This is a genomic window from Peribacillus simplex, assembly GCF_001578185.1.
In the GTDB taxonomy this organism is placed as follows: domain Bacteria; phylum Bacillota; class Bacilli; order Bacillales; family DSM-1321; genus Peribacillus; species Peribacillus simplex_A.
The window spans coordinates 3,381,785-3,404,618 of sequence record NZ_CP011008.1; the positions used below are offsets into that span (position 1 = coordinate 3,381,785).

Sequence of the window (22,834 nt, forward strand, 5' to 3'; positions counted from 1 at the left end):
TCAAAAACTCCCCAATATTATGGTTTAATTCTCTCCATATGCTTTTGGATGCTCTCTTCTGTCAAAGCTCCGGTGATGATATCTACTACTTTCCCCTCTTTATCGACCAAAAAGGTAACTGGCAAAATATCCACGCGATAGGCATTTTCCACTTCCCTGCCTTTATCGATCATGACTGGAAAGGTAAGATTATGCTTTGTAATAAAATTATTGACAGCATAGTCAGATTCCCCGACATTGACCGCTAATATCTCAACGCCCTGGTCCTTAAAGTTTTTATATTGATTTTCCATATAAGGCATTTCATATTCACACGGCTTACAATATGTACCCCAAAAGTTCAGGAAGACGCCTTTTCCTTTGTATTCAGAAAGTTTATGCTCTTTGCCTTCCATATCAGTCAAAACGAAATTGGGTGCATCTGATCCTTTTCTCAGACTTTCATTCTTATCTTTAGTGAAGTTCGTATAAAGGGCAAACACTAAAGCTGCACCTAAAAGCAGAAGAATGATGGTCCTGCTTATTAGGCGTCGCTTCTTCTTATCCATAGAGATCCTCCTAATGCCACACTAAATTTAACCATACCATTATACCATTCAACACCATGCCCATTTTATTTAAATTTCTGAAGGTTTTGTGACATTCATTCCCGATTCATGAAAGAAAAGGTATTTACAGGTTGTTTTCCACCACCCATTCTTCCAGAGGAAGAATGGGGTAGTGGTTTCAACCTATTAATAAAGGAAATATTCTTTTTTACATTCTCCGCTGTTTAGGTTCGGTCGATGCTAAAGTCCTCATTAATTTAACTTCATGTGGAGTCAGTTCCCTGGAATCTCCTGCTGTTAACCCGTCCAAAGTCAAGAAACCATATTGTTCCCTCTTCAATTTTATGACGGGATGGCCGATTGCTTCAAACATCCTGCGGACTTGTCTATTCCTGCCTTCATGTATTGTGATTTCAACAATGGCCGTTTCCTTTTTTTTGTCGGTAGACAATACCCTAGTCTTGGCTGGAGCAGTCTTGCCATCCTCCAATTTGATACCTTTATCCAGCTTTTTCAAGCTTTCACGCAAAGGCATCCCTTTTACTTTTGCAACATACACTTTATCCACTTCATGCTTCGGATGCATTAACGTGTTTGCAAATTCTCCGTCATTGGTTAAAATCAACAAACCTGAAGTATCGTAATCCAAGCGGCCAACTGGATAAATCCGCTCATTGATGTAAGGGAAATAGTCCGTTACGACTTTTCTATTCTTATCATCCGAAACTGCCGAAATGACACCGCGCGGTTTATAGAATAGGAAATAAACAGGAGCTTCTTTTTCAAGCGGGACTTCATTAACCTGAACCTTATCATTAGGACCCACCTTCACGCCTAATTCCTTCACTACTTTGCCGTTCACTTTTACCTTGCCTTCTAAAATCAACTCTTCTGCTTTACGGCGGGAAGCCAGTCCAGCATGTGCTATCACCTTTTGTAATCGTTCCATCTATCTTCACCCCATAGTATAATCATTCGTTTGTTATTGTCTATACATACACAATCATACAATTATTACATATAGAGAGGCAAAAACAAAAGGTTTTTCGCGATTAAGAGCTTTTCTTTTATCAATACACTAATAATGAGACTGTTAAATGGTCTAGTTTCCATAATGAGTGTAACATAGCTTATTTTTCCATACAAAAAAATGTTTCTTTTAGATGAAAGTTTGGACCCCATTTAAAATCGATAGCCCATCATAGCCGTTAGTTTAAGAAAAAGACAAAAAAAAGAAATGGGATGCCCATTTCCTTCCTTTTACTTCATTCCGAAAACTAGTGTGACAACGATAACGGCAGCTATGATTCCGATCAGGTCCGCCAAAAGACCGACCTTAAGGGCATCACCCATTTTTTTGATCCCGACCGCTCCAAAATAAACGGTCAATACGTAGAATGTGGTGTCTGTACTTCCCTGAATCGTGGCAGCCAAGCGTCCAACGAATGAATCCGGTCCATAAACCGATATAAGGTCGCTGGTCATGCCTAAAGCGGCTGTTCCGGATATTGGTCTAATAATCGCAAGGGGTAAAACCTCAGACGGAAAATGAAGAAAGGAAAGCAATGGGTTTAATAATTGTACAATGAAGTCCAATGCCCCTGATGCCCTAAATACCGAAATCGCCACAAGCATGCCTACCAGGAAAGGGATGAGGGAAAAGGACATGTTGATCCCTTCTTTCCCACCCTCGACGAAGGTCTCATAGGTGGGAATCCTTTTCAATGTACCGTACAGTAATATACAGAGGATCAAAATCGGTATCATCCAAATTGATATGGTGGTCATCCAGTGCAACATCCTATTCCCTCCCGCTTCTCTTTCTCCTGTAATAAAAATATCGGTCTATCGCGATTCCTCCAACGGCAGAAATGGCTGTTGCTATTATGGTCGGGAAAACGATGTCCGTCGGGGAGTGGGCATCGTAATTCATGCGGATTGCAATAACAGTCGTCGGAATCAACGTTACGCTTGAGGTATTGATCGCTAAAAAAGTGACCATCGAGCGGCTTACCGTTGCTTTTCCTCCATTTAGTTTCTTTAGCTGCTCCATGGCTTTAATACCAAGAGGTGTAGCTGCATTTCCTAAACCGAATGTGTTTGCCATCATATTCGAAAGGATATATCCCATAGCCGGATGATTAGGCGGCACTTCAGGGAACAGCCATCTCATGAATGGCTTGAACAAGTTGGATAGTTTATCAAGCAGTCCCGATTCTTCCGCTATTTTCATCAAACCCAGCCAAAAGACAAGAATGCTCATCAGTCCCAGACAAAGGGTTACCGCTTCCTTTGCACTGACAAAAAGAGCTTTATTCACCTGATCCATGGTCCCATTAATCATGCCAAATACAATACCGATCACAAACATCCCAACCCAAATGTAATTAACCATTCCGTTCGATTCCCAATACCGCTTCAAATACCTCGGCCCATGATGATTGGAACGATTGTTGCTTGAAGCTTTCTTTTGATTCCCCATAAAAAATTGAACGCGTACCTATTTTCTTTCCATCGAGATAGATGGATGCCCTGCCGACCACTTCCGGGATTTTCCTTTTATCTTTCCAATCCTTCTGAGGCTTCAACAATTTCATTTTCACATTGACCAACTTTGTCTCTTCTTTTGTTAGTGGGTATGAAAAATCCTTTTTAATGTACACATGCCCTTTATATATTTTATTTTCCATATTCTTTACCATGCCTTCAGGTAAAATTTCTGTTGGCTTATAATCCTTAAAGGCGGCTTCGTACATTTGAATATGATCATTCCAATCATCCGGACCATTCAATGTCACAGCAATCAGGTCATGCCCGTTTTTTGTTGCCGTCGTGACCAAGGTACGTTTTGCTAGTTTGGTATACCCTGTTTTCCCCCCTGTGCAATACTCATATAATTGTGTAAGTAGGCGATTTTTGTTTTTCCATACATAATCCCATTGTTCTGTGGAATTAGGTGCCCTATGTTCCTTTGTGCCGGCAATCTTGGCATACGTTTCATTTTGCATGGCATAACGAGTGAGTATGGCCATATCATATGCGGTTGAATAATGATTTTTCGTATTATCCAAACCATGTGGATTTGAAAAATGAGTATTTTTCATCCCGATTTCTTCCGCCTTTTGATTCATCATCCAGACGAATCCATCCAGGCTTCCGCCAACCTTTTCACTGATTGCGACTGCTGCATCATTGCCTGAACGAAGCATCAAGCCATAAACCAAATCTTCGAGCTTAATTCTTTCACCTTCTTTTAAATAAAGGGATGATCCCTCCGTCCCGAAGGCAGTACTGCTCACCTTCACTTTTTCATCCATTAGTCCCGATTCAATAGCCAAGATAGCCGTCATTATTTTCGTAATGCTTGCTATACGATTCTTTTCATGGGCATTCACTTCATAAATGACCCTTCCGCTATCCTCATCCATTAAAATCGCACTATGGGCACTTACGGAAACCTTTGCTTTGGCGCTTTGTAAGGGTGCCATAAAAGACAACAGGAGAATGACGATACACAAACTTGATAACCCTTTATATGAAAAACGCATAAGTGCCCCCTCGTCTCTTTACTTGTTTTTGTACAAGTTTATGCAAATGGACAAGGGTTATGAATAAAAAGAATGTAAACCTTCATGATATCTCCATATTTTCAAAGAGCATATCCAATAAATAAAAAAATCGATAGGAGGACAGTCCCCTATCGATTTAGTGTTCTATCATACTAATAATGCAGCGATTTCATCTATTTTCTTAGCGCCGAATACCACTTCTTCATCATTGATGATCATAGCCGGCACGCTCATGACTTTATATTTCTTCTTAATTTCCTGGAAATTGCTTATATCGACCATTTCAGCTTCAACGTTAGGGTTTTCAATCGCTATGCGCTGTGCACCCACTACAACGTCTGGACAGTAGTGACATGCCAATGAAACCATAACCTTAATGTTCGCTTTTTTACTGATTCCCTTAATTGAATTCAATACGGCTGAATCCAATGCCTGACCTGGTCCGGCCAGGTTATAGATAGCCAAGATGAAGGAATTCAGCTCATGGCCGCCTGGTACACCGTGGTATTTGACGCCGCTGTATTCACCATTTGAATTTAAGAGGGAAACAACTGGGAACTTATCTGCATTGATTTTTGCTTCAATTTCCGTATTTTCCCCCTTGTTGTATAACTCAAGATGAAGATTATCTCCTAATTCCGCAACATCCAACAAGAAGTCTCGCAATTCGACTGATTTTGGCAAACTTTCATCGACGATGGACACCAATGTAACGTCGCTCTCCATCTTGCCGAAGATTCCCTTCAGTTGGCCACGTAACGCATCACTTAATAAAGCGCTCTTTCCTGCTGGGACAGCGGCCTGTTCTTTTTTCGCCGGTTTTTCAACTTCAGGTTCATCTTTGATGCCTAAACGATCTTTTTCTTCAGCAATATATTTGCCGGCATCCGTTGCTGCAATCGCACCGTCAGATACAGCGGTGATAATCTGGCGCAAAGATTTTGGCCTTAGGTCGCCCGCCGCATATACACCCTTCACATTAGTATTCATATCATCATCCGTGAGAATGTAACCAGCATGGTCCATTTCGATATGGCCAGTGAAAATCTCTGTTTTCGGCTCGTAACCAATGAAAACGAATACTCCAAACGTACTGTCTTCTTCCTTCGCCTTATATTCAAATTCTTCTTTAGTCTCGTTATTGATGAAACGGGCACTTTGAATCATCCCGTCCCCATATACCCCAAGGATCTCCGTATTGAATTTCACTTCAATCTTATCATTTGCCATCACTTTATCAACGATGGACGGGGCACACGAGAAGCTTGATTCCCGGGCGATGATTGTAACTTTTGTAGCAAAGCGTGTCAGGAATATAGCTTCTTCAGCGGCTGCATACCCTGCCCCGATAACGAAAACTTCCAACCCTTCAAAGAATTCGCCATCACAAGTTGAACAATAAGCTACACCGCGTCCAGTGAATTCCTCTTCACCCGGAAAGCCCAATGTTCTTGGAGTAGCACCCGTTGCAATGATGACGGCGCGGGCCTGGTAGTCCCCACCAAGGGTTTTAACGACTTTTACCTCACCGGAGAAATCCACGCCCGTTACATCGGCTTTAGCGAATTCCACGCCAAAATCTTCATTTTGAAGCTTCATTTCTTCAACTAACCTTGGACCCGAAATATGGCGGATACCAGGATAATTGGCTATTTCCGATGTAGTTGCAGCTTGTCCGCCGCCAGTTCCTTTTTCAAGAATTATTGTCTTTAGTTTAGCTCTTCCTGCATAAACGCCCGCTGAGAGGCCTGCAGGACCGCCGCCAATAATTAATAAATCATATATTTTTTTCATATTTGTTCTCCTTGCTGAAAGAAAATGCGTGCTAAACTGATTATTTTGAAAAACAAAAGGCACTTATTTTAGGTAAGTGCCTTTTGTCATTAGATCTGTTCGGACGAATTGTTCCAGTAATCGTAATCAATTGCTGGATATATCCATTAATCAAAGAAATGGATCATCCCATTAAAAATTAAAGTTTACCTACAAGGTCTAGGCTTGGTTCAAGAGTAGCTTCACCTGGAGTCCATTTTGCAGGGCAAACTTTATCTCCGTGTTCTGCTACGAATTGTGCAGCTTGAACTTTTCTCACAAGTTCTTCTGCATTACGGCCAATCCCTAAGTCATTAACTTCGTATGCTTTAATTTGTCCTTCTGGATTTACGATGAAAGTTCCGCGTAGAGCCAATCCATCCTCTTCGATTAATACACCGAATTGACGGGATAAAACGTTTGCTGGGTCAGCTAACATTGGATATTGAATTTTACCGATTGTATCAGTAGCATCAGCCCAGCCTTTGTGGCTGAAATGAGTATCTGTTGAAACTGAGTAAACTTCACAACCAATTTCCTTGAATGTTTCATAGTTATCTTGAAGATCAGCTAATTCAGTTGGACATACGAATGAGAAGTCAGCTGGATAGAAAAAGAATACTGCCCATTTTCCTTTAACATCTTCAAGTGTAACTTCTTTGAATTCTCCTGCATGGTAAGCTTGTACTTTAAAATCTTCAACTTGTTTATTGATCAATGACATAATAAATTCCTCCAATAGCTATTTTTTTATATGCTCCTATTTATAATAATTATTAAATAGAAATTAGTCAATAAATATACCTTAATAATTTTCAAGTTCACAAATTAGTCACAGTTTTTATATTGATATAAATTAATTATTTTAAAAAACCCATGGCACTTCAAAATCGCCTTTTTAACACATTTTAAATGTTATTTCAAGGTTAAAAACAAGACACATGCTCATTATTTCGGAAATTGATATCATCCCCTTTCCAATCAAATAAAAATATTCAAATGAGAATCAATGGCCATTTCAAATAAAATTGTCAGTCATTCCTTTATATCATTGCCATATTTTCCCTAAAAGATTCTTAATACAGGATTTTCTGACAAAAAAAACGAACCATCACGGCTCGTCTGCGAATTGGTTTTCCTTAGACATTTCTTTATTTTATCAATTATTGTTTTTTCCAAATAAGCTTCTTCGCTTCTGTGAACCTTACCGCTGTTTGCGGCCAGTTTACAACGTCCCACCATTTGTCCACATACCCTGCCCGATTATTTTTATATTGCAGGTAATAAGCATGTTCCCATACATCAAGAACAAGAATCGGGATCGTATCCCACTGGGTCAACAACATATGCAATTCGGATTGAAGTATTTCTAGCCGCCGCGCACGTGGAACCCAGACTAAAATCGCCCAGCCAACACCTACTACCTGTTTGGCCGCTTCACTAAAATGACTTTTAAACGCTGCAAAGCTTCCAAAATCCTTCTCAATCTGTTTAAGTAAATCTCCCTTTGGCTGTCCGCCTCCTCCTGGAATCATCACTTCCCAAAACAGCGTATGGAGATAATGGCCTGACCCATGAAAAGCTGCTTCCTTTTCCCAATGCTTCAACAAGGAAAAATCTTTCCTCTCCCTCGCTTTTTGCATCATCAATTCCGCTTTATTCAGCCCATCGACATATGCTTGATGATGCTTATCATGGTGCAGATACATGATTTCCCTTGAAATCGTCGGTTCCAACGCTTCATAGGCATAAGGTAATGGCGGAAGTGTATGCCTCCCAATCGGCACTGATTGCCTTTCCTGTATACTGAATTCTCTAGCGAGTTCTTCAATTTCTTCGTAGACCCGTGCCATCTCTTCCTCAATCAGGACCATATCCTCATCATCCATTTCTTCCTCATTCAAATCTTTTGTCAACTGGGAAAGTCGTTCAATATTTGACAACAATTGCGAATCGGTGATATCGATCTTCTCAAGATATTCCATGACTCCATCAACCCATTCACTTACGTCTTTTGCATACTCTTCTACATCAGACATCTTCGAACCTCCTCTTAACCTTCATGCACTTTTAATCATCAAAGTATTTTATGTTTCGATTAAGCGGAGATTCCATTTATAGCTAAAAAAACAGCTAGGCCTGTTAAGCCTAGCTGCTTCTCTATCTTGACTGTAACATTTTCGTCCGGTAATCCGTTTCATAAAACTCCAATTCTTCACGCATTGTCTGGAATCCACTTTCCACGGCCTTCAGAATGGAGATTATGCTGTCAGGTACACTTTGGTGAAATTTAATCGAGTTTTTTCCTGTATAGGCAGATCTGCTGTCCTCAAACCACCGATCTGATTTTGGGGAAAAGTATTCTTCGATACATTGATGATAAACTCTATAAAGCGTCTTTTCAGCTGCAGCTTTATTGAAAACATCATTTTTCAGAACGATTTGGCAAGCCTCCAAGCCCTCTTCACAACTTACAAGCATTCTTCTTAAACTAGAAAGGATCCCTTTATAATAGGTTTCATCCCCGCTTTTTTCCTCTTGCAACTTAGAATAGGTCGTCTCATTTATAAATTCTTCTAGTTGAGCCACTGTCGTTTCTAAAAACCCTTTTACATCCTCAAGCTGAGATTTTACCAATGTATTCCCCAACCGTGAACCCTCCTCAAAATGATTAAGATTGAATATAATAGTCAACATGTGATTCTATATCATATGGTTTAGCTTGGTCAATAGATATAAACACTTTCTCCAATTTTTCAAAATCTATATTTTCGAAATAACCAGCCAGCTCTTTTTCTGCATTTATATATATACGTTTTCGGTTAACCAGGCTCGGGTCTTTGAGTAGACAGACCATGGCAATGATATCGGCCATATAAATATCCCGGTTAGGGCTTTTGAATAGAGGATTGGCGGGATATGGGGTCCAAAGAGTGACCATCTCATCAAAATAGCGAAGATACAGTACATTCAGCGTCTTTTCTTCTCCATCCTTTATGTATTGTATAACGGATCGATTAAAGAAGTCCTCAGGTGAATTTGACTTTTCCTTTTCAAGCCCAAATCCATTGCATGCCACAATTCGCACCCGCAATCCCCCCGCATTCATTTTTTTCTATATTATCACAATTCAGGAAAAAATGTTATTCGATTGTTTGCTGAAATTTTTCAAAAAACAGATCGGCTTCACCATTTTCAAAGCTATCATCCGAATTATCCGCGAGCGGCGGTAATTCATCTATGGAATTCAGGCCGAAGTAATCCAAAAACTCTTTTGTTGTCCCATATAAATAAGCCCGGCCGGATCCTTCAGCACGTCCGACCTCTTTTATTAAGACTTTCGTGACAAGTGTATGGATGGGGCGTTCCGTTTTGACCCCGCGAATTTCATCAATTTCAGCTCTAGTAATCGGCTGCTTATAGGCAATGATTGCGAGTGTTTCCAAAGCTGCCTGGGACAAACCTTGTGTGCTTGTCGTTTCCACCAGTCTTTTCAGGTAATCCGAGTGTGCTTTTTTTGTCGTCATTTGATAAACACCCGCTATTTCGATCACCTGAATCCCGCGTACATCCGATATATATTCTTCCTTTAAACTTTCAACGATGTCTCTTGCTTGATATTCCGTAATTTCAAGGACAGAGGCAATTTGTTTGACGGAGAGTCCTTCATCTCCAGTTGCAAACAATAATGCCTCAAGAATCCCTTTCCAATTAATAACTTCCAACTTGCTCTACACCTTCCTTAGCAGCAATCATGATTTCCGAAAAATTATCTTCCTGTTCAACGATGATTTCATTTAGTTTCATTAATTCCAGTACTGCCATAAAAGTGATGACGATATGCTCTTTAACCGGAAGCGAAAACAGTTCAAAAAAACTTTTCTTCCCTTTAATTGATTGTAACTCAATCATGATTTCATCCATTCGTTTTTCTATCGATATCTCTTGTTTCGTTACTTTAGTGTAAAGCGGCTTTTGTATTTTTTGCCTTCGGAGCAGTTTTTGCAGAGCTCCGAGCATATCGTATAGACTTATATTCAACTCTTGTTTATCACTTTCCGCTTCTTTAACATATACAGATAAATCACTTGGGGGTTTAGTGAACATCAGGCTGCGTTCTTCTTCCATCCCTTTAAACTCTTCAGCTGCATACTTATACTTTTTATATTCTAATAGTTTCTCCACAAGCTCATCCCGTGGATCTTCTTCAAATATTTCCCCATCTTCATCAATCAATTGTTCATCTTCATGCTTTGGAAGCAGCATTTTACTCTTGATGGCAAGCAGTGTTGCAGCCATCACCAAATATTCGCTGGCCACATCCAATTCCAGGTGCTGCATCGTATGGATGTATCCTAGGTATTGATCTGTAATATCAGCCATCGGAATATCGTAGATGTCTATTTCAAGGCGATTAATCAAATGCAGGAGTAAATCCATCGGACCTTCGAAAGCGTCAATTTTTATATTATAACCCATTAAATTACCCCATTTAAATCTAATTGGCCGATAATAGGCCTATTTCTTTTACTAATCAAGTATAGTGGATTGCCGCCCTTTATCCAATAATAATAATTTAGGACCTTAGAAAAGTTCTTAAAAGGGATTTGTGAAATTGGGTCAATGCCCAATCACATTCTCAAATCCTACATAGTCTAGAAATGTAAGAACAGCAGAACAAAGGAGGTACTTATTATGGGTGCAGGTGGTTTTGGGCACGGCGGCGGATTCGCGTTTATTGTAGTATTGTTCATTTTATTAGTTATCGTCGGTGCTAGTTGGTGTTAATTGACTTATTAGTCAAGCTGATTGCCTTGCAATCGGCTTTCTTTATTTTCCAAGAAAAAATTCTATGCTAAACTTAGGGTGGATACATGGCGGATATTTAGCTATGGAAAATGGCTTTTAGCCTTACCTTGGATGATTTCATCAAACAAAAGGGGTGCTCTTATTGAATTACGCGGAAGACTACCTTTCTTTCCTTGTCCATTTCCATGGAACAAGGGATTACTTTGAATGTCATGAAATTCTTGAAGAATATTGGAAGGAAACCGCTCCAAAAGAACGTGACTCCCACTGGGTCGGGCTCATCCAAATTGCGGTTGCCCTATACCATGATCGCAGGGAAAACAAAAAAGGGGCTGCAAGGACACTTGCTAAAGCCCTTGCAAATCTCCACTCTAAACAAGCCGAGCTCCTGAAATTGGGGCTCGATCCAGAAAAACTGTTCAAATTGCTCGAGGACACACATGAACGGATGCTATCCAAAAAGCCATATGAAAGCATTAATCTTCCGATAGCGGATCAAGGGTTGATCGAAAAATGCCAATCCATGTGTTGGCAGGAAGGGTACATATGGGGCGAAGGTAGCGACATGGCTAATTTATCAATTGTTGATAAACATTTATTGCGCGACCGTTCGGATGTCATTTCTGAAAGGGCTCGGCAGCTATCCCTTCGAAAAACAGGAATGGAGGACCGCCCTTAAAGGTGATCCTCCATTCCCACTTTCATATTAGACTTCTTCGCACCTGTCAAGAAAGCTTTCCGTAAACTCATTTGCTTTTAGTTCTTTATCAGGATATTGCTCCTTGATGGCCCTTACCATCGTTTTACCGATACCTTGCTTCCGAAAGGATGGATTTACAGATATATGCTGTATCTCAATGTGGGTTGGAGAGACTTCTATTCCGATCAAGCCCGTAATCTCTTCATCTTTCCATAAGAACAGCTGTAGGTTTTCATCCGTTTCATAATTCTTCATCGTATTCCGAAGCGTTTTTATCTCTTTTTCATTTGGCATGAAAGATAATAATCCCATGGCAAACTTCTCATAACTTTTCTTATACTTAATCAACATAATATCCCTCGTTACTAAATAACGTTTTTATTATCTACCTGTTTCTAATTAATTCGCTTAGAATAATAAGCTCACATATAACATTTCCATCATACATAAAAAATTCGTTCGTTTCAACATCACTTTCAGCACTTGATTTATCGATGTGCTATGTGCTAAGCGATAAACAGCCAATATATGATTCCCCACATCAAAGCGATAATAAGCATCATAAGTAAAAGAGTTTTATTGCTTTTCCTCATCCCATACTCCTTTTATGAATGGTCCAAATATTTAAATAACGAATTCATTCTACTATAACTTAACACAATCTGACAAATATCCTTGCAATCTTGCTTCGATTTTACTACATTGGTAAAGTGACCTTAGATTCATAGAGTGCATAATAGGGATAAAAGACAAGATGCAATCAATTCCTCCTTTGAAAGAGCTATAGCTATTTTGTGCTATATAAATATTTTTCAGGAAAATATGTATCCTTTTTATCCTTTGTTTCGTCAAATACTATGAATCTTTATTTAAAACGCCGCTCTTTTAATGAAAGATCTCAATTCAGCAGGAAAAGTTAAGGAGGATTATCATGAAAAAAACGAATAAATGGGTCTTTTTAACCATTTTTTTATGTCTATTATTGCCATATAAAGCTTTTGCAGATGCAGCTGTTGGTGAAATGACCGTCACACTAGGAGAAAATTTGACAAATGAACAAAAAAATATGGTTTTGTCAGAAATGAAAGCCCCTAATGATGTTGAGGTTCTAACGGTTACAAATGCGGAGGAACATGAATACTTAGGAGACTATATCGCCAGCCGGCTGATTGGTACAAAAGCTATTTCATCCTCTGCCATTACTTTGGAGGAAAAAGGCACTGGCCTTAAACTGGAGTCGAAAAACATTAACTGGGTCACAGACGAAATGTATATCAACGCATTGGCAACTGCTGGAGTAAAAGATGCTACCGTTTATGTCACCGCACCTATACCCGTTTCCGGTACAGCAGCTTTGACAGGGGTCATTAAAGCCTATGAAATCTCTTCAGACAAGAAGATTCCGGAAGATGTGAAGCAGGCAGCGAATGAAGAAATGGTAAAAACAGCTAAATTGGGTGATGAAATCGGTACAGAGGAAGCCTCTGCACTGGTAACGAAAATCAAAGAGGAAATGGCTGAAAATCCTCCGGCCAACACTGAAGAGGTCCGCGAGGTTGTCGAGTCTTCAGCAAAAGAACTGGGAATTGCCTTAAATGATAATCAAGTTCAAAGTTTAATTGATTTATTCAATAAACTAAAAGAATTGAATATTGATTGGAACTCTGTCGGGGATCAGCTTACTGCCGCTAAAGATAAGCTTTCCAATTTTCTTGAGTCCGAAGAGGGTCAATCATTCTTAGATAAATTGAAAGAAGTCTTCAGCAGTTTAATAGACGCGATCAAATCTTTTTTCAGCTGATTTGAATAAAAAAAGGATGGCCCATGCCATCCTTTTTTTATTCTTTATTGACGACGGCCGCTTCATGAAGGGCCAAATCCAAATGGATAAGATCTTCGTACGTCTCACGTTTGATGACCAATCGGGCTTCTCCTTTTTCGGCAAAGACGACAGCCGGTCTCGGAATCCGATTGTAATTATTCGACATGGAATATCCATATGCCCCTGTACAAAAGACTGCCAAGACATCACCGCGTCCGGCTTTTGGCAATGGTAAATCCCAAATCAACATATCTCCGCTTTCGCAGCATTTCCCAGCAATGGACACTGTCTCTTCTACAGGGTCAAGTGGGCGGTTTGCAAGAATTGCGTCATACTTCGCTTCATAAAGAGCTGGACGTATGTTATCACTCATGCCCCCATCTACGGCAATATATTTACGGACATTAGGCACTTCCTTTTCAGAACCGACCTTATACAAGGTCACCCCGGCGTCTCCGACTAATGAACGGCCAGGTTCAATCCAGATTTCAGGCATCACTAAATCAGAGTCAGCAATCAGGTTCTGTACTTCCCTAACGATTTCTTCTACATATTGAGATGCCGGAAGCGGGTCGTCCTCTTGTGTATACCGAATTCCGAATCCCCCTCCGAGATTCAATACCTTTGGTTGAAACCCTATCGAACCATGCCATTCATTTAACTTGCCGATAATTTTTTGGGCCGCCAGAAGGAAACCGGTCGTTTGAAAGATCTGCGAACCGATATGGCAGTGGAGTCCCAGCACTTCCAGAAACTCGCTTTTCAGCGCTTGTCGAAGGGCGCTTTCCGCCTGTCCGTTAATAAGATCAAAACCAAATTTCGAATCCTCTTGCCCTGTCAAGATATAATCATGCGTATGGGCTTCAATTCCTGGTGTTACACGAAGAAGGATTTTCACCTTTTGTTCACGGCTTGTACAAATTTCTTCCAAAAGTGCCAACTCTGAAAAATTATCGACTACTATACAGCCAATTTCATAATCCAAAGCCATATGCAGCTCTTCTTCACTTTTGTTATTTCCATGAAAGTGAATGCGTTCAGTTGGGAAATTTGCCTTAATTGCCGTATACAATTCCCCCGCTGAGACAACATCGAGAGAAAGTCCTTCTTGATCAGCCAACTGAATCATGGCAATCGAAGAGAAAGCCTTACTTGCGTATGCAACTTGGGCTGAGATCCCCAATTCTTCAAAAGTTCTCTTGAACCCTCTTGCCCGTTCACGAATTAGCTCTACATCATAAACATATAATGGAGTGCCAAATTGTTCGATCAGTTCGATCGTGTCCACTCCGCCAATTTTCAGATGTCCACGTTCATTGACACCACTGGTTCCGTACAAATGCATGATAGCTTCACCTTCCTGACTTAAAACTAAAGATTGATAAGAAATGAGGCAGCCTCAAATAAAGAAACCCTGATGCAAGTGAAAAAGGGGTGTCTATATGAACAAGCTTCATCCGAATCAATCGATTATCCCATTGGATATTGTTCTCTATGGCTGCTTCGTAGTTCGAAGGGAAAGACAGATTGGTTTAACTTCAAAGAGCCATAAGCGCTCTATCTCTTTGTGAAGCCTTAACTTTACCGCTTTTTCCGAATAAAATTAAATTACCACAACTTTTCGACAACATCAACCTTAAGATTTTCTCGGCTGCCTATATTTATCCTGGGGATGCACAATACTAGGACGCTCCGCAGCTCCTGGATAAGGTCTTCTTAATAGAATATGTGACAAACCCTTTGGTTGAAAGGGAATTAACGGCCATAAATAAGGTGTATTTAACGTTTTTATACTAGTAAGCAAAATAATGTGGAGTGTGATGCCTATGATTAAGCCAGGCACTTTAAAGATAGCAACCAACAATAGCAATACTAAACGGGAAATTTTATTCGCAACCCCCAATTCTAAACTTGGAGTGACAAAAGTGCCGATTGCCCCTACGGAAGCATAGAGAACCACTTCAGGAACAAATAGGCCAACATCTATCGCTATCTGTCCAATCAAAACTGCCGCAACCAAGCCCATTGCCGTAGAAAGCGGGGTCGGGGTATGAACGGCTGCCATCCTTAAGAATTCTATTCCTATATCAGAAATGAAGATTTGGACCACAATTGGTAGATGCGTTTTATCATTTGGTCCGATAAACTCTAACTTATCCGGTAAAAGCGATGGTTCCAAAGCAAACAATAACCATATCGGCAACAAATATAACGAAACGAATATCCCTAGAAAACGTGTCCAGCGCACCAACGTTCCAACAGCAGGTGCCTGCCGATACTCCTCAGCGTGTTGCATGTGATGGAAAAGAGTGGACGGAGTAATGATGACACTTGGAGATGTATCCACATAAATCAGGACATGACCCTCAAGTAAATGTGTTGCCGCTACATCAGCCCGTTCCGTATACCTTACAAGCGGGTATGGGTTATATCCTTGCTTGACGATGAACTCTTCGATCGTTTTATCAGCCATCGTTATGCCATCAACCTCAATGCTATTCAATTCCTTACGAACGATATCTATTAAATCAGGATCGGCAATATCTTCTATGTAGCCGATGGATATATCCGTTTTCGAACGTTCCCCTACGTGCAGCATTTCAAATCGTAGTCTTTCATCCCGGATTCTTCTTCTTGTTATCGCTGTATTAATGATGATGTTTTCGACAAAACCATCCCTGGATCCACGGACGACTTTTTCCGTATCGGGTTCTACTGGCTGTCTTCCGGGATAACTCCTGACATCAACAACCAATCCTATTGGTTTACCATCGACAACGAGGACTATTAATCCTGATAATACCTTATCAACCAGTTCATCCATCGTCGCTAATTCTTCAACTGATTGGTGTACGAGCAAGCCTTTGATTACATCAAAAACTTTTCCACTCATGATATCAGAATTCCTATTATGGATTAGCGAGTCCAAGATTCCAATGATGTACTCGGTATCCGTCAGGCCGTTTATATAGTAAAGATGAACATCTTTTCTTAAGACCTTTACCCTTCTTACTCCTAAATCGAAGCTGACGCCAAGACCTACTTTCTCTTCCATATACGCGTCAACTTCCGCTACCCTATTCGGAATCGGTTTCATGTTTCGAGGTTTTTCTGAAGTCATCATGACCACTCCTTTCCAATATGATTTCCACCGCTAACTTCGTGATCGGTGCTCCTCTTTTAAAATCATCCTGATGGGACATTTTTCCGATATCCCCTATCCCTACAACTATGGGAACTTGTAATTGATCGATGCAATACACTGTATCTCCTGTAATCTTGCCCAGTTCAAATTCCTCAGCGCCGTATTTATCCACCCCGTTCGGTGTCAAATTACCATCCCGGTCAATACAGATATCCACCTTGGTCCATTCTTCCCTTCTAGTCTTTGAAGCGACCGCTATCACGCCAAGGACATTAATATCAGGATGTCCGGCAACTACCTTCATTGCCTGTTCGCCTGATCCTTCACCGATAAAACCGCTATCATCAAACATGACCAATATGGGATCATACTTTGCCTTTTTTATTAATTCAACAAGCTCCAAGCCAGTATATCGTGATGGATTACCTTGGGACATGGAGATACATCTTCCCCCAATTTCCTTGGCCACAAGCTCGACAGCCCGTTTAGCATACTCATCTCCATCCGTAATCAATATCACTTTTCGTTTGGTCACCATCTTGGGCCTACCTTTCATCATCAGGAATAGTTACCTCATAAACTTATAAATCGCCAAAATAAATCCATTGGAATAATGATCCGGCTATTTTCCCCAATACGAGTGCCATTAACAGATAAATAATTTTCTCTTGAATACCGATTCGCTTAGACAGAATCGGAAATACATTCAGGACTTCAGTTAAGGCAGCAGCAAGCATCCCATTAAAGATCCCGTCTGCCAAGCCGATCGGAATTAACAAAAGTTTCGGGAGGGCAAGTTCCGTTTCCTGTAATCCGAACCATGTTCCTGCGACAACGCCGGCAATGATGGCCCCTTCGTAGAAATGAATCATTTTCATTGTTTTTGTCAGCTGAGTCAGTCTCGGAATCACACCAAGTACAGTTAAAAACGCTACAAAACCGGCACCTGTCGCGAAACCTCCAGCTAAACCGACAAAGATTCCGAAGATAATTTTACCTGTCATCAAGATGGCGCACGTTCTCCCTATTTTCATTCATGGTTACATAATTGTCCAAATCCTGCTGATAGTTGAACATTTCAACCTCGAGCGGACTAGGTTCCTCATTGAAGCGTTTTTTAAAAAAGTGATTAAAAAATAAGATCATGCCTATACCAAGGCCGAAACTATATGGGATTTGGATCAGCAACGGCTTTTCTTCCACTTTTCCCGTTATAATAGTAAAGATTTTTTGGTGTACTTCCCCCATACTTACATCCACATGAAAATTCATGATAGTCATCCCGCCGCCGACAAACAACAGGAACCAGACTAAGGCGAAAGTTAGGAATGACATTTTCTTTTTCGAGAGAATGACTTCGATGATCGTTTGGGAGGGCCCGAATGTCTCCACTTCAATAGTCGGATCCATTTTGCGAATGGCCATGATAACTTGAGCCAAATCAATGACAATAATATTCTTATCTTCCTTCTTGACCGTTAATAATATGATGTCCTCGATTATTTGAATCACTTCTTCAGGTCCGATTATCCTTGCAATATCTTTTATCCTCACCGTTTGATTTCCATTTACTTGTACACGGTTCCTCATCCTGATATATACAACTGCCACTTCCATCACATCCCGACCTTTTATTTCCTTATGCTAGTAGTATGGATTGGAAACAGATTGAAAATGCAGAAAGTGACCCATGTCCAGATATTACTAATTGATAACAAAAAAAAGACACGCTGCAACGACAGCGTGTCTTTTTGATTTTCATTCATAAATTAATGAGTGGGGAAGAAAATCAGCTGAACCAAAAATATCAATCCAAAAATATAAATGAGCGGATGTACCGATTTTCCTTTTCCGCTGAATACCTTCATAAGTGGATATGTTATGAATCCGATCGCAATCCCTGTAGATATGCTTGAAGTAAGCGGCATCGTTAAAATGATCGCAAATGCCGGAAATGCTTCATCGAAAATTTTCCAATTGACTTTAGCCAGGCCTTCCATCATAAAACATCCTACGATGATCAAAACGGGAGCTGTGATTGCTTGAACTGAAGAAATTGCCGATATTAATGGAGAAAAGAAAATCGATACAGCGAATAGGATTGCCACAACAGTAGCAGTTAACCCAGTACGTCCGCCTGCGGCCACTCCTGTGCTAGATTCAACGTAAGCTGTTGAAGGACTTGTTCCAAACATCGAGCCGACTGTCGTCGCAATCGCATCACCTAAAAATGCTTTCTTTGCACGAGGGATTTTCCCATCCTTCGTTAATCCTGCCTGTTCCGTCACGCCAATCAAGGTACCTGTCGTATCAAAGATCGTCACAAGTAAAAAGGCGAAAACAACTGAATATAAAGAATGCGTGAAGACCCCGGCAATATCGATATCGAAAAATACCGGTGTTGGAGGTACAGATAAAACTCCATCAAAGTTGAGCAAACCGATAAAGTAGCCAATGATTGCCGTAATGATCATACCAATAAAAATTGCCCCTTTAATATTACGGGCCATAAAAATCAAGGTAATGAATAAACCTGCTAACGCTAAAACGGTTCCAGGCTGATGCAAATCGCCAAGAGTCACCATCGTTGATTCATTAGGTACAACGATTCCAGCGTTTTTCAATCCGATGAACGCAATGAATAAACCAATTCCGGATGTGATTCCATATTTTAATGAGTTAGGAATCGCATCAATTATCATTTTACGCAAGCTTGTCACGCTAATTAATAGAAATAGCAAACCTGCTATGAAAACCGTACCGAATACGGTCTGATATGAGAGGCCCTGAGCCCCCACTACGCTGGCGAAATAAGCATTCAAACCCATCCCTGGCGCTATTGCAATCGGGTATTTTGCTACCAGCCCCATGATAAGGGTACCGATCACCGCTGATATGACTGTTGCCATGAAAACCTGTTCAAATGGAATTCCGATTGAAGACAATAAAGCCGGATTCACAATAAGGATATAAACCATAGTTAAAAATGTCGTAACACCCGCCATGACTTCTGTACGGACATCCGTCCCATTTTCTTTCAGGGAGAAAAACTTTTCCATAAACATATTTAGACCTCCAGATCTAAAGGAAACACCGACAACCGTTTGCACGTAAAGACAAGGTGTCCTAAAATTGTACTGCATCAACGCTTTTCCTTATCAATTATTCGTTGAAAGAAAGATAAAAAAGCGAATGAAAAACGCGACCTTTACTATAATATTCGTTTTTAATTCTAAATTCAACTAAAAAATGAATCCACTCATATTTTCATTTTTATCTACCCGGATCACTGAGGGAATTATTATTACTTTTTCCTAAAAACAAGATTTATCTCCAGCCAAAAAAAAACCACATGAATCACTGATTCATGTGGTTTTTCATTTGCTGAAGAATCTTCTTTTCCAGCCTTGACACCTGAACTTGGGAAATACCAAGCCTTGCCGCTACTTCCGATTGCGTCTGATCTTTATAATACCTCAGGAAAACAATCAGCCTTTCGCGCTCATTCAATTCATGTATGGCTTCTTTTAAAGCGATTTGATCAAACCAAGATGTTTCGTTATGATCGGCAATCTGGTCAAGAAGAGTAATGGGATCTCCATCATTTTCGTAAACCGTTTCATGGATGGATGAAGGGCTTCTGCTAGCTTCTTGGGCCATGATGATCTCCTCTGGCGACAGCTCAAGGTGTTCCGCCAATTCATTGACAGTCGGAACGCGGCCATACGTCTTGGAAAGCTCCTCCTTGGCCCTGCGAATTTTATTCGCCATTTCCTTTAAAGACCGGCTTACTTTAACCGTTCCGTCATCACGGATAAAACGTTGGATTTCACCAATGATCATTGGTACAGCATACGTTGAGAATTTCACTTCAAACGATAAGTCAAATTTATCCACGGACTTCAACAAGCCAATACAGCCTATTTGATAAAGGTCGTCCGGTTCATAACCTCGATTGAGGAATCTTTGCACGACTGACCATACAAGCCTAAGATTGCTATTGACAATCAGGTTCCTTGCATCTTGGTCACCGCTCTGGCTGCGTTGGATTAAATTCCGTAATTCCTCATCTTTTAAATGGGGCTGGCCTTTCTTGCTCTTCTGGTTTTTAACCTCCACATCCATATGCAAGTCTCCCTTAATTGCACAAAGCTCTACTTGTAGTTAAGTGCTTTTTTAATCGAATGATCGTACCTTCGCCCTTATGGGAAATTATATTGATTTCATCCATGAAGTTTTCCATGATGGTAAATCCCATACCGGAACGTTCAAGTTCGGGTTTTGTCGTAAATAACGGCTGTTTAGCCTCCTCGACGTCCTCAATGCCCAGTCCTTCATCACGGATGGTCAATTCCACAGTATCGCCTTCGATGACCACTGAAATGTAGACCCAGCCTTCCGGGTCACTCTCATACCCATGGATAATCGAATTCGTAACGGCCTCTGACACGACAGTCTTGATCTCTGTCAATTCATCCATCGTCGGGTCCAATTGGGCAATGAAAGCCGCAACAGTTACCCTTGCAAAAGATTCGTTTTGGCTTAGTGCAGAAAATTTTGTTTCCATTTTATTTTTCATCTTAGGCAACCCCCAGTCTTTGCAAAGCGTTTTTTTCGGATAGTTCCATTTTAACAATTTTAAACAACCCTGACATCTCAAATAACCGCTTTACCGCTGGAGAAATTGCACAGACCACCATTTCACCTTGCTTTTTGTTTACCTGCTTATACCGCCCTAAAATAACTCCGAGCCCTGAACTGTCCATAAAATGCAATTCTTCCATGTTAAGGATAATATGCTTGATGTTATGCTTTTGAATAGCTGCCTCTGCCTGGTTTTTCAATTTTTCTGCTGTATGATGATCTAAATCACCTTTGAGACGAATGCACAATACGCGGTTTTTCGCCTCCATATTAATCGTAAGACTCACTATATACAGCCTCCTTCACTGTCTTATAAGGAGTCAAATTCTCTTTTTCACCTGCCAATTCCTTCTTACAGGCAAAACTAGTGGTGTTTCGCCTAAATTAGTAAGATTAACAGGCATTGCGACAATTTATTCTATTTAGCTTGGGTAAACATGCCGAAAGCCCTTTTATACAATTGCCACCAACTGGCATTTTCAACAGTTTCCTTTGCGACAATCGGAGATTCGACATAAACCTTACCCTTTTTCTTCAATTCAAGCGTGCCAATTTGATCACCTTTTTTAATCGGGGCATTCAAATCTTTTTCAATAGTGATTTTTTTTGTAAAATCCTTTGCCGTTCCGTTCTTGGCTGTCAAGACTGAAATAGGTTCACTTGTCACTCCCACCACGGATTTCTTGTGGCCTTTACTTACCTTTGCTTCACCTAACACCTCGCCGCGTTTGTAAATCGGATATGTGATGTATTGTGAAAATGCATAATCTAACATCTTGGTGACCTGAGCGTTTCGTTCCTTTGGAGAAACGGCTCCGAAAACGACAGCAATGACACGCATATTCCCTTTTTTTGCTGTTGCTGTCAAACAATACTTCGCTTCATTTGTGAATCCTGTCTTCAGTCCATCCACTCCAGGGTAAAATTTCACTAATCTGTTCGTGTTGACAAGCCAAAATTTCTTTTCGGTATTTTCACGGAGATAATCTTCATATGTACCCGTGAACCTTGTAATCGTATCGTATTTCAATAGTTCCTTCGCCATGATCGACATATCATGGGCCGAACTGTAATGATCTTTAACAGGAAGGCCTGTTGCGTTTTGGAACTTTGTATTTTTCAACCCAAGGTCTTTCGCCTTTTTGTTCATTTTCCTAACAAACTCTTCTTCCGAACCAGCTAGACGTTCAGCCATCGCGACCGATGCATCATTCGCCGAACCAATCGAGATGCCCTTAAGCATTTGTTCTGTAGTCATCTCTTCACCGGGCTCGAGGAAGATCTGGGAACCGCCCATCGATGCCGCATACTCACTAGTCCTGATTTTCTCCTTCATGCTAAGTTCGCCTTTATCGACCGCTTCCATGATTAGCAGCATCGTCATGATTTTTGTCATGCTTGCCGGTGAAAGGCGAACATCTGCATTTTTGTCATATAGAACAGTACCTGTATCCCGTTCAATCAAAATAGCGGATTTAGCATTTGCCGCCAGCTCGACACCTTTTTCTTCAGCTGCTTCTGTATGCGGGATGCTAAAACCCATTGCTACTAATACGGTTAAAAATAGAGAAAGAATCCGCTTCATCTCCATACCCTCCAATCTTTATATGATTTATTTTTTCCATCAAACCCATTTTTATACAAATAAAGATGAATTTAAGATCATATAATGGATATCAAGTAATAAATTAACAAAAAAATAAAAGAGGCTGCGCATGGGCATCCTCTTTTAAACATTCATTGGGACTGACAAAAAGACCGCTCTAAATAATGAGCGGCCTTTTT

General features: G+C 40.5%; 26 protein-coding genes. 3 read left to right on the forward strand and 23 right to left on the reverse strand.

All coding sequences use genetic code 11. The features are described from left to right. Window positions 1–17: 17 nt before the first annotated feature. From resA to UP17_RS15705, 12 genes are all read right to left on the reverse strand, one after another. Window positions 18–548 (reverse strand): thiol-disulfide oxidoreductase ResA, encoded by a 531-nt coding sequence (gene resA / locus UP17_RS15650; RefSeq protein WP_061463917.1) that lies wholly within the window; start codon window positions 546–548, stop codon window positions 18–20. 208 nt (window positions 549–756) lie between these two features. After that, the gene (rluB, locus tag UP17_RS15655) at window positions 757–1,497 is read right to left on the reverse strand and encodes a 23S rRNA pseudouridine(2605) synthase RluB (protein ID WP_061463918.1); all 741 of its coding nucleotides are present in this window, start codon (window positions 1,495–1,497) and stop codon (window positions 757–759) included. A 311-nt stretch (window positions 1,498–1,808) separates the two neighbouring features. Next, window positions 1,809–2,336 carry a spore maturation protein gene (locus UP17_RS15660; protein ID WP_375166287.1) on the reverse strand — a complete coding sequence of 176 codons (528 nt, stop codon included), beginning with the start codon at window positions 2,334–2,336 and terminating at the stop codon, window positions 1,809–1,811. Window positions 2,337–2,349: 13 nt separating this feature from the next. After that, entirely contained in the window at window positions 2,350–2,943 is a 594-nt protein-coding gene (locus UP17_RS15665; protein ID WP_061463920.1) for a nucleoside recognition domain-containing protein, read from the reverse strand. Then, a complete protein-coding gene (locus UP17_RS15670) occupies window positions 2,936–4,096 on the reverse strand; it encodes a D-alanyl-D-alanine carboxypeptidase family protein (RefSeq protein ID WP_061463921.1) in 1,161 nt (386 codons plus the stop codon). Before UP17_RS15670 ends, UP17_RS15665 begins: the two co-directional genes overlap by 8 nt. A gap of 168 nt (window positions 4,097–4,264) precedes the next feature. Continuing rightward, window positions 4,265–5,911, reverse strand: a complete 1,647-nt coding sequence (locus UP17_RS15675) for an FAD-dependent oxidoreductase (RefSeq protein WP_061463922.1) — start codon at window positions 5,909–5,911, stop codon at window positions 4,265–4,267. 178 nt (window positions 5,912–6,089) lie between these two features. Next, window positions 6,090–6,653: an alkyl hydroperoxide reductase subunit C gene (gene ahpC / locus UP17_RS15680; RefSeq protein WP_057217417.1), complete on the reverse strand. Its 564-nt coding sequence runs from the start codon at window positions 6,651–6,653 to the stop codon at window positions 6,090–6,092. Between the two features lie 439 nt (window positions 6,654–7,092). Beyond that, on the reverse strand, window positions 7,093–7,968 hold the full coding sequence (locus UP17_RS15685) for a superoxide dismutase (RefSeq protein ID WP_061463923.1): 876 nt from the start codon (window positions 7,966–7,968) through the stop codon (window positions 7,093–7,095). A 121-nt stretch (window positions 7,969–8,089) separates the two neighbouring features. Further along, window positions 8,090–8,578, reverse strand: a complete 489-nt coding sequence (locus UP17_RS15690; protein WP_034308117.1) for a YpuI family protein — start codon at window positions 8,576–8,578, stop codon at window positions 8,090–8,092. 22 nt (window positions 8,579–8,600) lie between these two features. Further along, a complete protein-coding gene (locus UP17_RS15695) occupies window positions 8,601–9,017 on the reverse strand; it encodes a hypothetical protein (protein ID WP_061463924.1) in 417 nt (138 codons plus the stop codon). A gap of 55 nt (window positions 9,018–9,072) precedes the next feature. Continuing rightward, window positions 9,073–9,654: an SMC-Scp complex subunit ScpB gene (scpB, locus tag UP17_RS15700; RefSeq protein ID WP_061463925.1), complete on the reverse strand. Its 582-nt coding sequence runs from the start codon at window positions 9,652–9,654 to the stop codon at window positions 9,073–9,075. Continuing rightward, complete coding sequence (locus UP17_RS15705; protein ID WP_061463926.1) at window positions 9,641–10,408, reverse strand: segregation/condensation protein A; 768 nt, start codon at window positions 10,406–10,408, stop codon at window positions 9,641–9,643. Before UP17_RS15705 ends, scpB begins: the two co-directional genes overlap by 14 nt. Before the next feature lie 216 nt (window positions 10,409–10,624). Between UP17_RS15705 and UP17_RS26765 the strand changes: the two genes are divergently transcribed. Together UP17_RS26765 and UP17_RS15710 are read left to right on the forward strand one after the other, a co-directional pair. After that, window positions 10,625–10,717, forward strand: a complete 93-nt coding sequence (locus UP17_RS26765) for a YjcZ family sporulation protein (protein ID WP_081108854.1) — start codon at window positions 10,625–10,627, stop codon at window positions 10,715–10,717. Between the two features lie 163 nt (window positions 10,718–10,880). Next, window positions 10,881–11,417 carry a DUF309 domain-containing protein gene (locus tag UP17_RS15710; protein WP_061463927.1) on the forward strand — a complete coding sequence of 179 codons (537 nt, stop codon included), beginning with the start codon at window positions 10,881–10,883 and terminating at the stop codon, window positions 11,415–11,417. A gap of 27 nt (window positions 11,418–11,444) precedes the next feature. Here UP17_RS15710 and UP17_RS15715 read toward each other — a convergent pair whose 3' ends face one another. Next, window positions 11,445–11,789: a GNAT family N-acetyltransferase gene (locus UP17_RS15715; RefSeq protein WP_061463928.1), complete on the reverse strand. Its 345-nt coding sequence runs from the start codon at window positions 11,787–11,789 to the stop codon at window positions 11,445–11,447. Between the two features lie 580 nt (window positions 11,790–12,369). Here UP17_RS15715 and UP17_RS15720 point away from each other — a divergent pair. After that, complete coding sequence (locus UP17_RS15720) at window positions 12,370–13,239, forward strand: DUF1002 domain-containing protein (RefSeq protein ID WP_061463929.1); 870 nt, start codon at window positions 12,370–12,372, stop codon at window positions 13,237–13,239. A 37-nt stretch (window positions 13,240–13,276) separates the two neighbouring features. Here the strand turns inward: UP17_RS15720 and lysA are convergent, their stop codons facing one another. The 10 genes from lysA to UP17_RS15770 form a co-directional block, all read right to left on the reverse strand. Then, on the reverse strand, window positions 13,277–14,605 hold the full coding sequence (lysA, locus tag UP17_RS15725; protein WP_061463930.1) for a diaminopimelate decarboxylase: 1,329 nt from the start codon (window positions 14,603–14,605) through the stop codon (window positions 13,277–13,279). Window positions 14,606–14,896: 291 nt separating this feature from the next. After that, window positions 14,897–16,381, reverse strand: coding sequence for a spore germination protein (locus UP17_RS15730; RefSeq protein ID WP_061463931.1), 1,485 nt, complete (start codon window positions 16,379–16,381; stop codon window positions 14,897–14,899). After that, window positions 16,338–16,943: a stage V sporulation protein SpoVABEA gene (locus UP17_RS15735; protein WP_061463932.1), complete on the reverse strand. Its 606-nt coding sequence runs from the start codon at window positions 16,941–16,943 to the stop codon at window positions 16,338–16,340. Before UP17_RS15735 ends, UP17_RS15730 begins: the two co-directional genes overlap by 44 nt. A 43-nt stretch (window positions 16,944–16,986) precedes the next feature. Next, window positions 16,987–17,409 (reverse strand): stage V sporulation protein AB, encoded by a 423-nt coding sequence (locus tag UP17_RS15740; protein WP_061463933.1) that lies wholly within the window; start codon window positions 17,407–17,409, stop codon window positions 16,987–16,989. Continuing rightward, on the reverse strand, window positions 17,399–18,022 hold the full coding sequence (locus UP17_RS15745; RefSeq protein ID WP_061463934.1) for a stage V sporulation protein AA: 624 nt from the start codon (window positions 18,020–18,022) through the stop codon (window positions 17,399–17,401). Before UP17_RS15745 ends, UP17_RS15740 begins: the two co-directional genes overlap by 11 nt. A gap of 152 nt (window positions 18,023–18,174) precedes the next feature. Further along, entirely contained in the window at window positions 18,175–19,464 is a 1,290-nt protein-coding gene (locus tag UP17_RS15750; RefSeq protein ID WP_061466135.1) for an NCS2 family permease, read from the reverse strand. 298 nt (window positions 19,465–19,762) lie between these two features. Further along, the gene (gene sigF, locus UP17_RS15755) at window positions 19,763–20,530 is read right to left on the reverse strand and encodes an RNA polymerase sporulation sigma factor SigF (RefSeq protein ID WP_061463935.1); all 768 of its coding nucleotides are present in this window, start codon (window positions 20,528–20,530) and stop codon (window positions 19,763–19,765) included. A 13-nt stretch (window positions 20,531–20,543) separates the two neighbouring features. Next, on the reverse strand, window positions 20,544–20,984 hold the full coding sequence (gene spoIIAB, locus UP17_RS15760; protein WP_034308139.1) for an anti-sigma F factor: 441 nt from the start codon (window positions 20,982–20,984) through the stop codon (window positions 20,544–20,546). A 1-nt stretch (window position 20,985) separates the two neighbouring features. Then, window positions 20,986–21,336, reverse strand: coding sequence for an anti-sigma F factor antagonist (gene spoIIAA, locus UP17_RS15765; protein ID WP_061463936.1), 351 nt, complete (start codon window positions 21,334–21,336; stop codon window positions 20,986–20,988). A gap of 131 nt (window positions 21,337–21,467) precedes the next feature. Beyond that, window positions 21,468–22,634 carry a D-alanyl-D-alanine carboxypeptidase family protein gene (locus tag UP17_RS15770; protein ID WP_061463937.1) on the reverse strand — a complete coding sequence of 389 codons (1,167 nt, stop codon included), beginning with the start codon at window positions 22,632–22,634 and terminating at the stop codon, window positions 21,468–21,470. Between the last annotated feature and the right edge of the window lie 200 nt (window positions 22,635–22,834).

Coding starts and splice junctions, on each gene's coding strand:
- resA (WP_061463917.1), bottom strand. CDS start 548: ATGGATAAGAAGAAGCGACGCCTAATAAGCAGGACCATCATTCTTCTG.
- rluB (WP_061463918.1), bottom strand. CDS start 1,497: ATGGAACGATTACAAAAGGTGATAGCACATGCTGGACTGGCTTCCCGC.
- UP17_RS15660 (WP_375166287.1), bottom strand. CDS start 2,336: ATGACCACCATATCAATTTGGATGATACCGATTTTGATCCTCTGTATA.
- UP17_RS15665 (WP_061463920.1), bottom strand. CDS start 2,943: ATGGTTAATTACATTTGGGTTGGGATGTTTGTGATCGGTATTGTATTT.
- UP17_RS15670 (WP_061463921.1), bottom strand. CDS start 4,096: ATGCGTTTTTCATATAAAGGGTTATCAAGTTTGTGTATCGTCATTCTC.
- UP17_RS15675 (WP_061463922.1), bottom strand. CDS start 5,911: ATGAAAAAAATATATGATTTATTAATTATTGGCGGCGGTCCTGCAGGC.
- ahpC (WP_057217417.1), bottom strand. CDS start 6,653: ATGTCATTGATCAATAAACAAGTTGAAGATTTTAAAGTACAAGCTTAC.
- UP17_RS15685 (WP_061463923.1), bottom strand. CDS start 7,968: ATGTCTGATGTAGAAGAGTATGCAAAAGACGTAAGTGAATGGGTTGAT.
- UP17_RS15705 (WP_061463926.1), bottom strand. CDS start 10,408: ATGGGTTATAATATAAAAATTGACGCTTTCGAAGGTCCGATGGATTTA.
- UP17_RS26765 (WP_081108854.1), top strand. CDS start 10,625: ATGGGTGCAGGTGGTTTTGGGCACGGCGGCGGATTCGCGTTTATTGTA.
- UP17_RS15715 (WP_061463928.1), bottom strand. CDS start 11,789: ATGTTGATTAAGTATAAGAAAAGTTATGAGAAGTTTGCCATGGGATTA.
- UP17_RS15720 (WP_061463929.1), top strand. CDS start 12,370: ATGAAAAAAACGAATAAATGGGTCTTTTTAACCATTTTTTTATGTCTA.
- lysA (WP_061463930.1), bottom strand. CDS start 14,605: ATGCATTTGTACGGAACCAGTGGTGTCAATGAACGTGGACATCTGAAA.
- UP17_RS15730 (WP_061463931.1), bottom strand. CDS start 16,381: ATGACTTCAGAAAAACCTCGAAACATGAAACCGATTCCGAATAGGGTA.
- UP17_RS15735 (WP_061463932.1), bottom strand. CDS start 16,943: ATGGTGACCAAACGAAAAGTGATATTGATTACGGATGGAGATGAGTAT.
- UP17_RS15740 (WP_061463933.1), bottom strand. CDS start 17,409: ATGACAGGTAAAATTATCTTCGGAATCTTTGTCGGTTTAGCTGGAGGT.
- UP17_RS15745 (WP_061463934.1), bottom strand. CDS start 18,022: ATGGAAGTGGCAGTTGTATATATCAGGATGAGGAACCGTGTACAAGTA.
- UP17_RS15750 (WP_061466135.1), bottom strand. CDS start 19,464: ATGGAAAAGTTTTTCTCCCTGAAAGAAAATGGGACGGATGTCCGTACA.
- sigF (WP_061463935.1), bottom strand. CDS start 20,530: ATGGATGTGGAGGTTAAAAACCAGAAGAGCAAGAAAGGCCAGCCCCAT.
- spoIIAB (WP_034308139.1), bottom strand. CDS start 20,984: ATGAAAAATAAAATGGAAACAAAATTTTCTGCACTAAGCCAAAACGAA.
- UP17_RS15770 (WP_061463937.1), bottom strand. CDS start 22,634: ATGAAGCGGATTCTTTCTCTATTTTTAACCGTATTAGTAGCAATGGGT.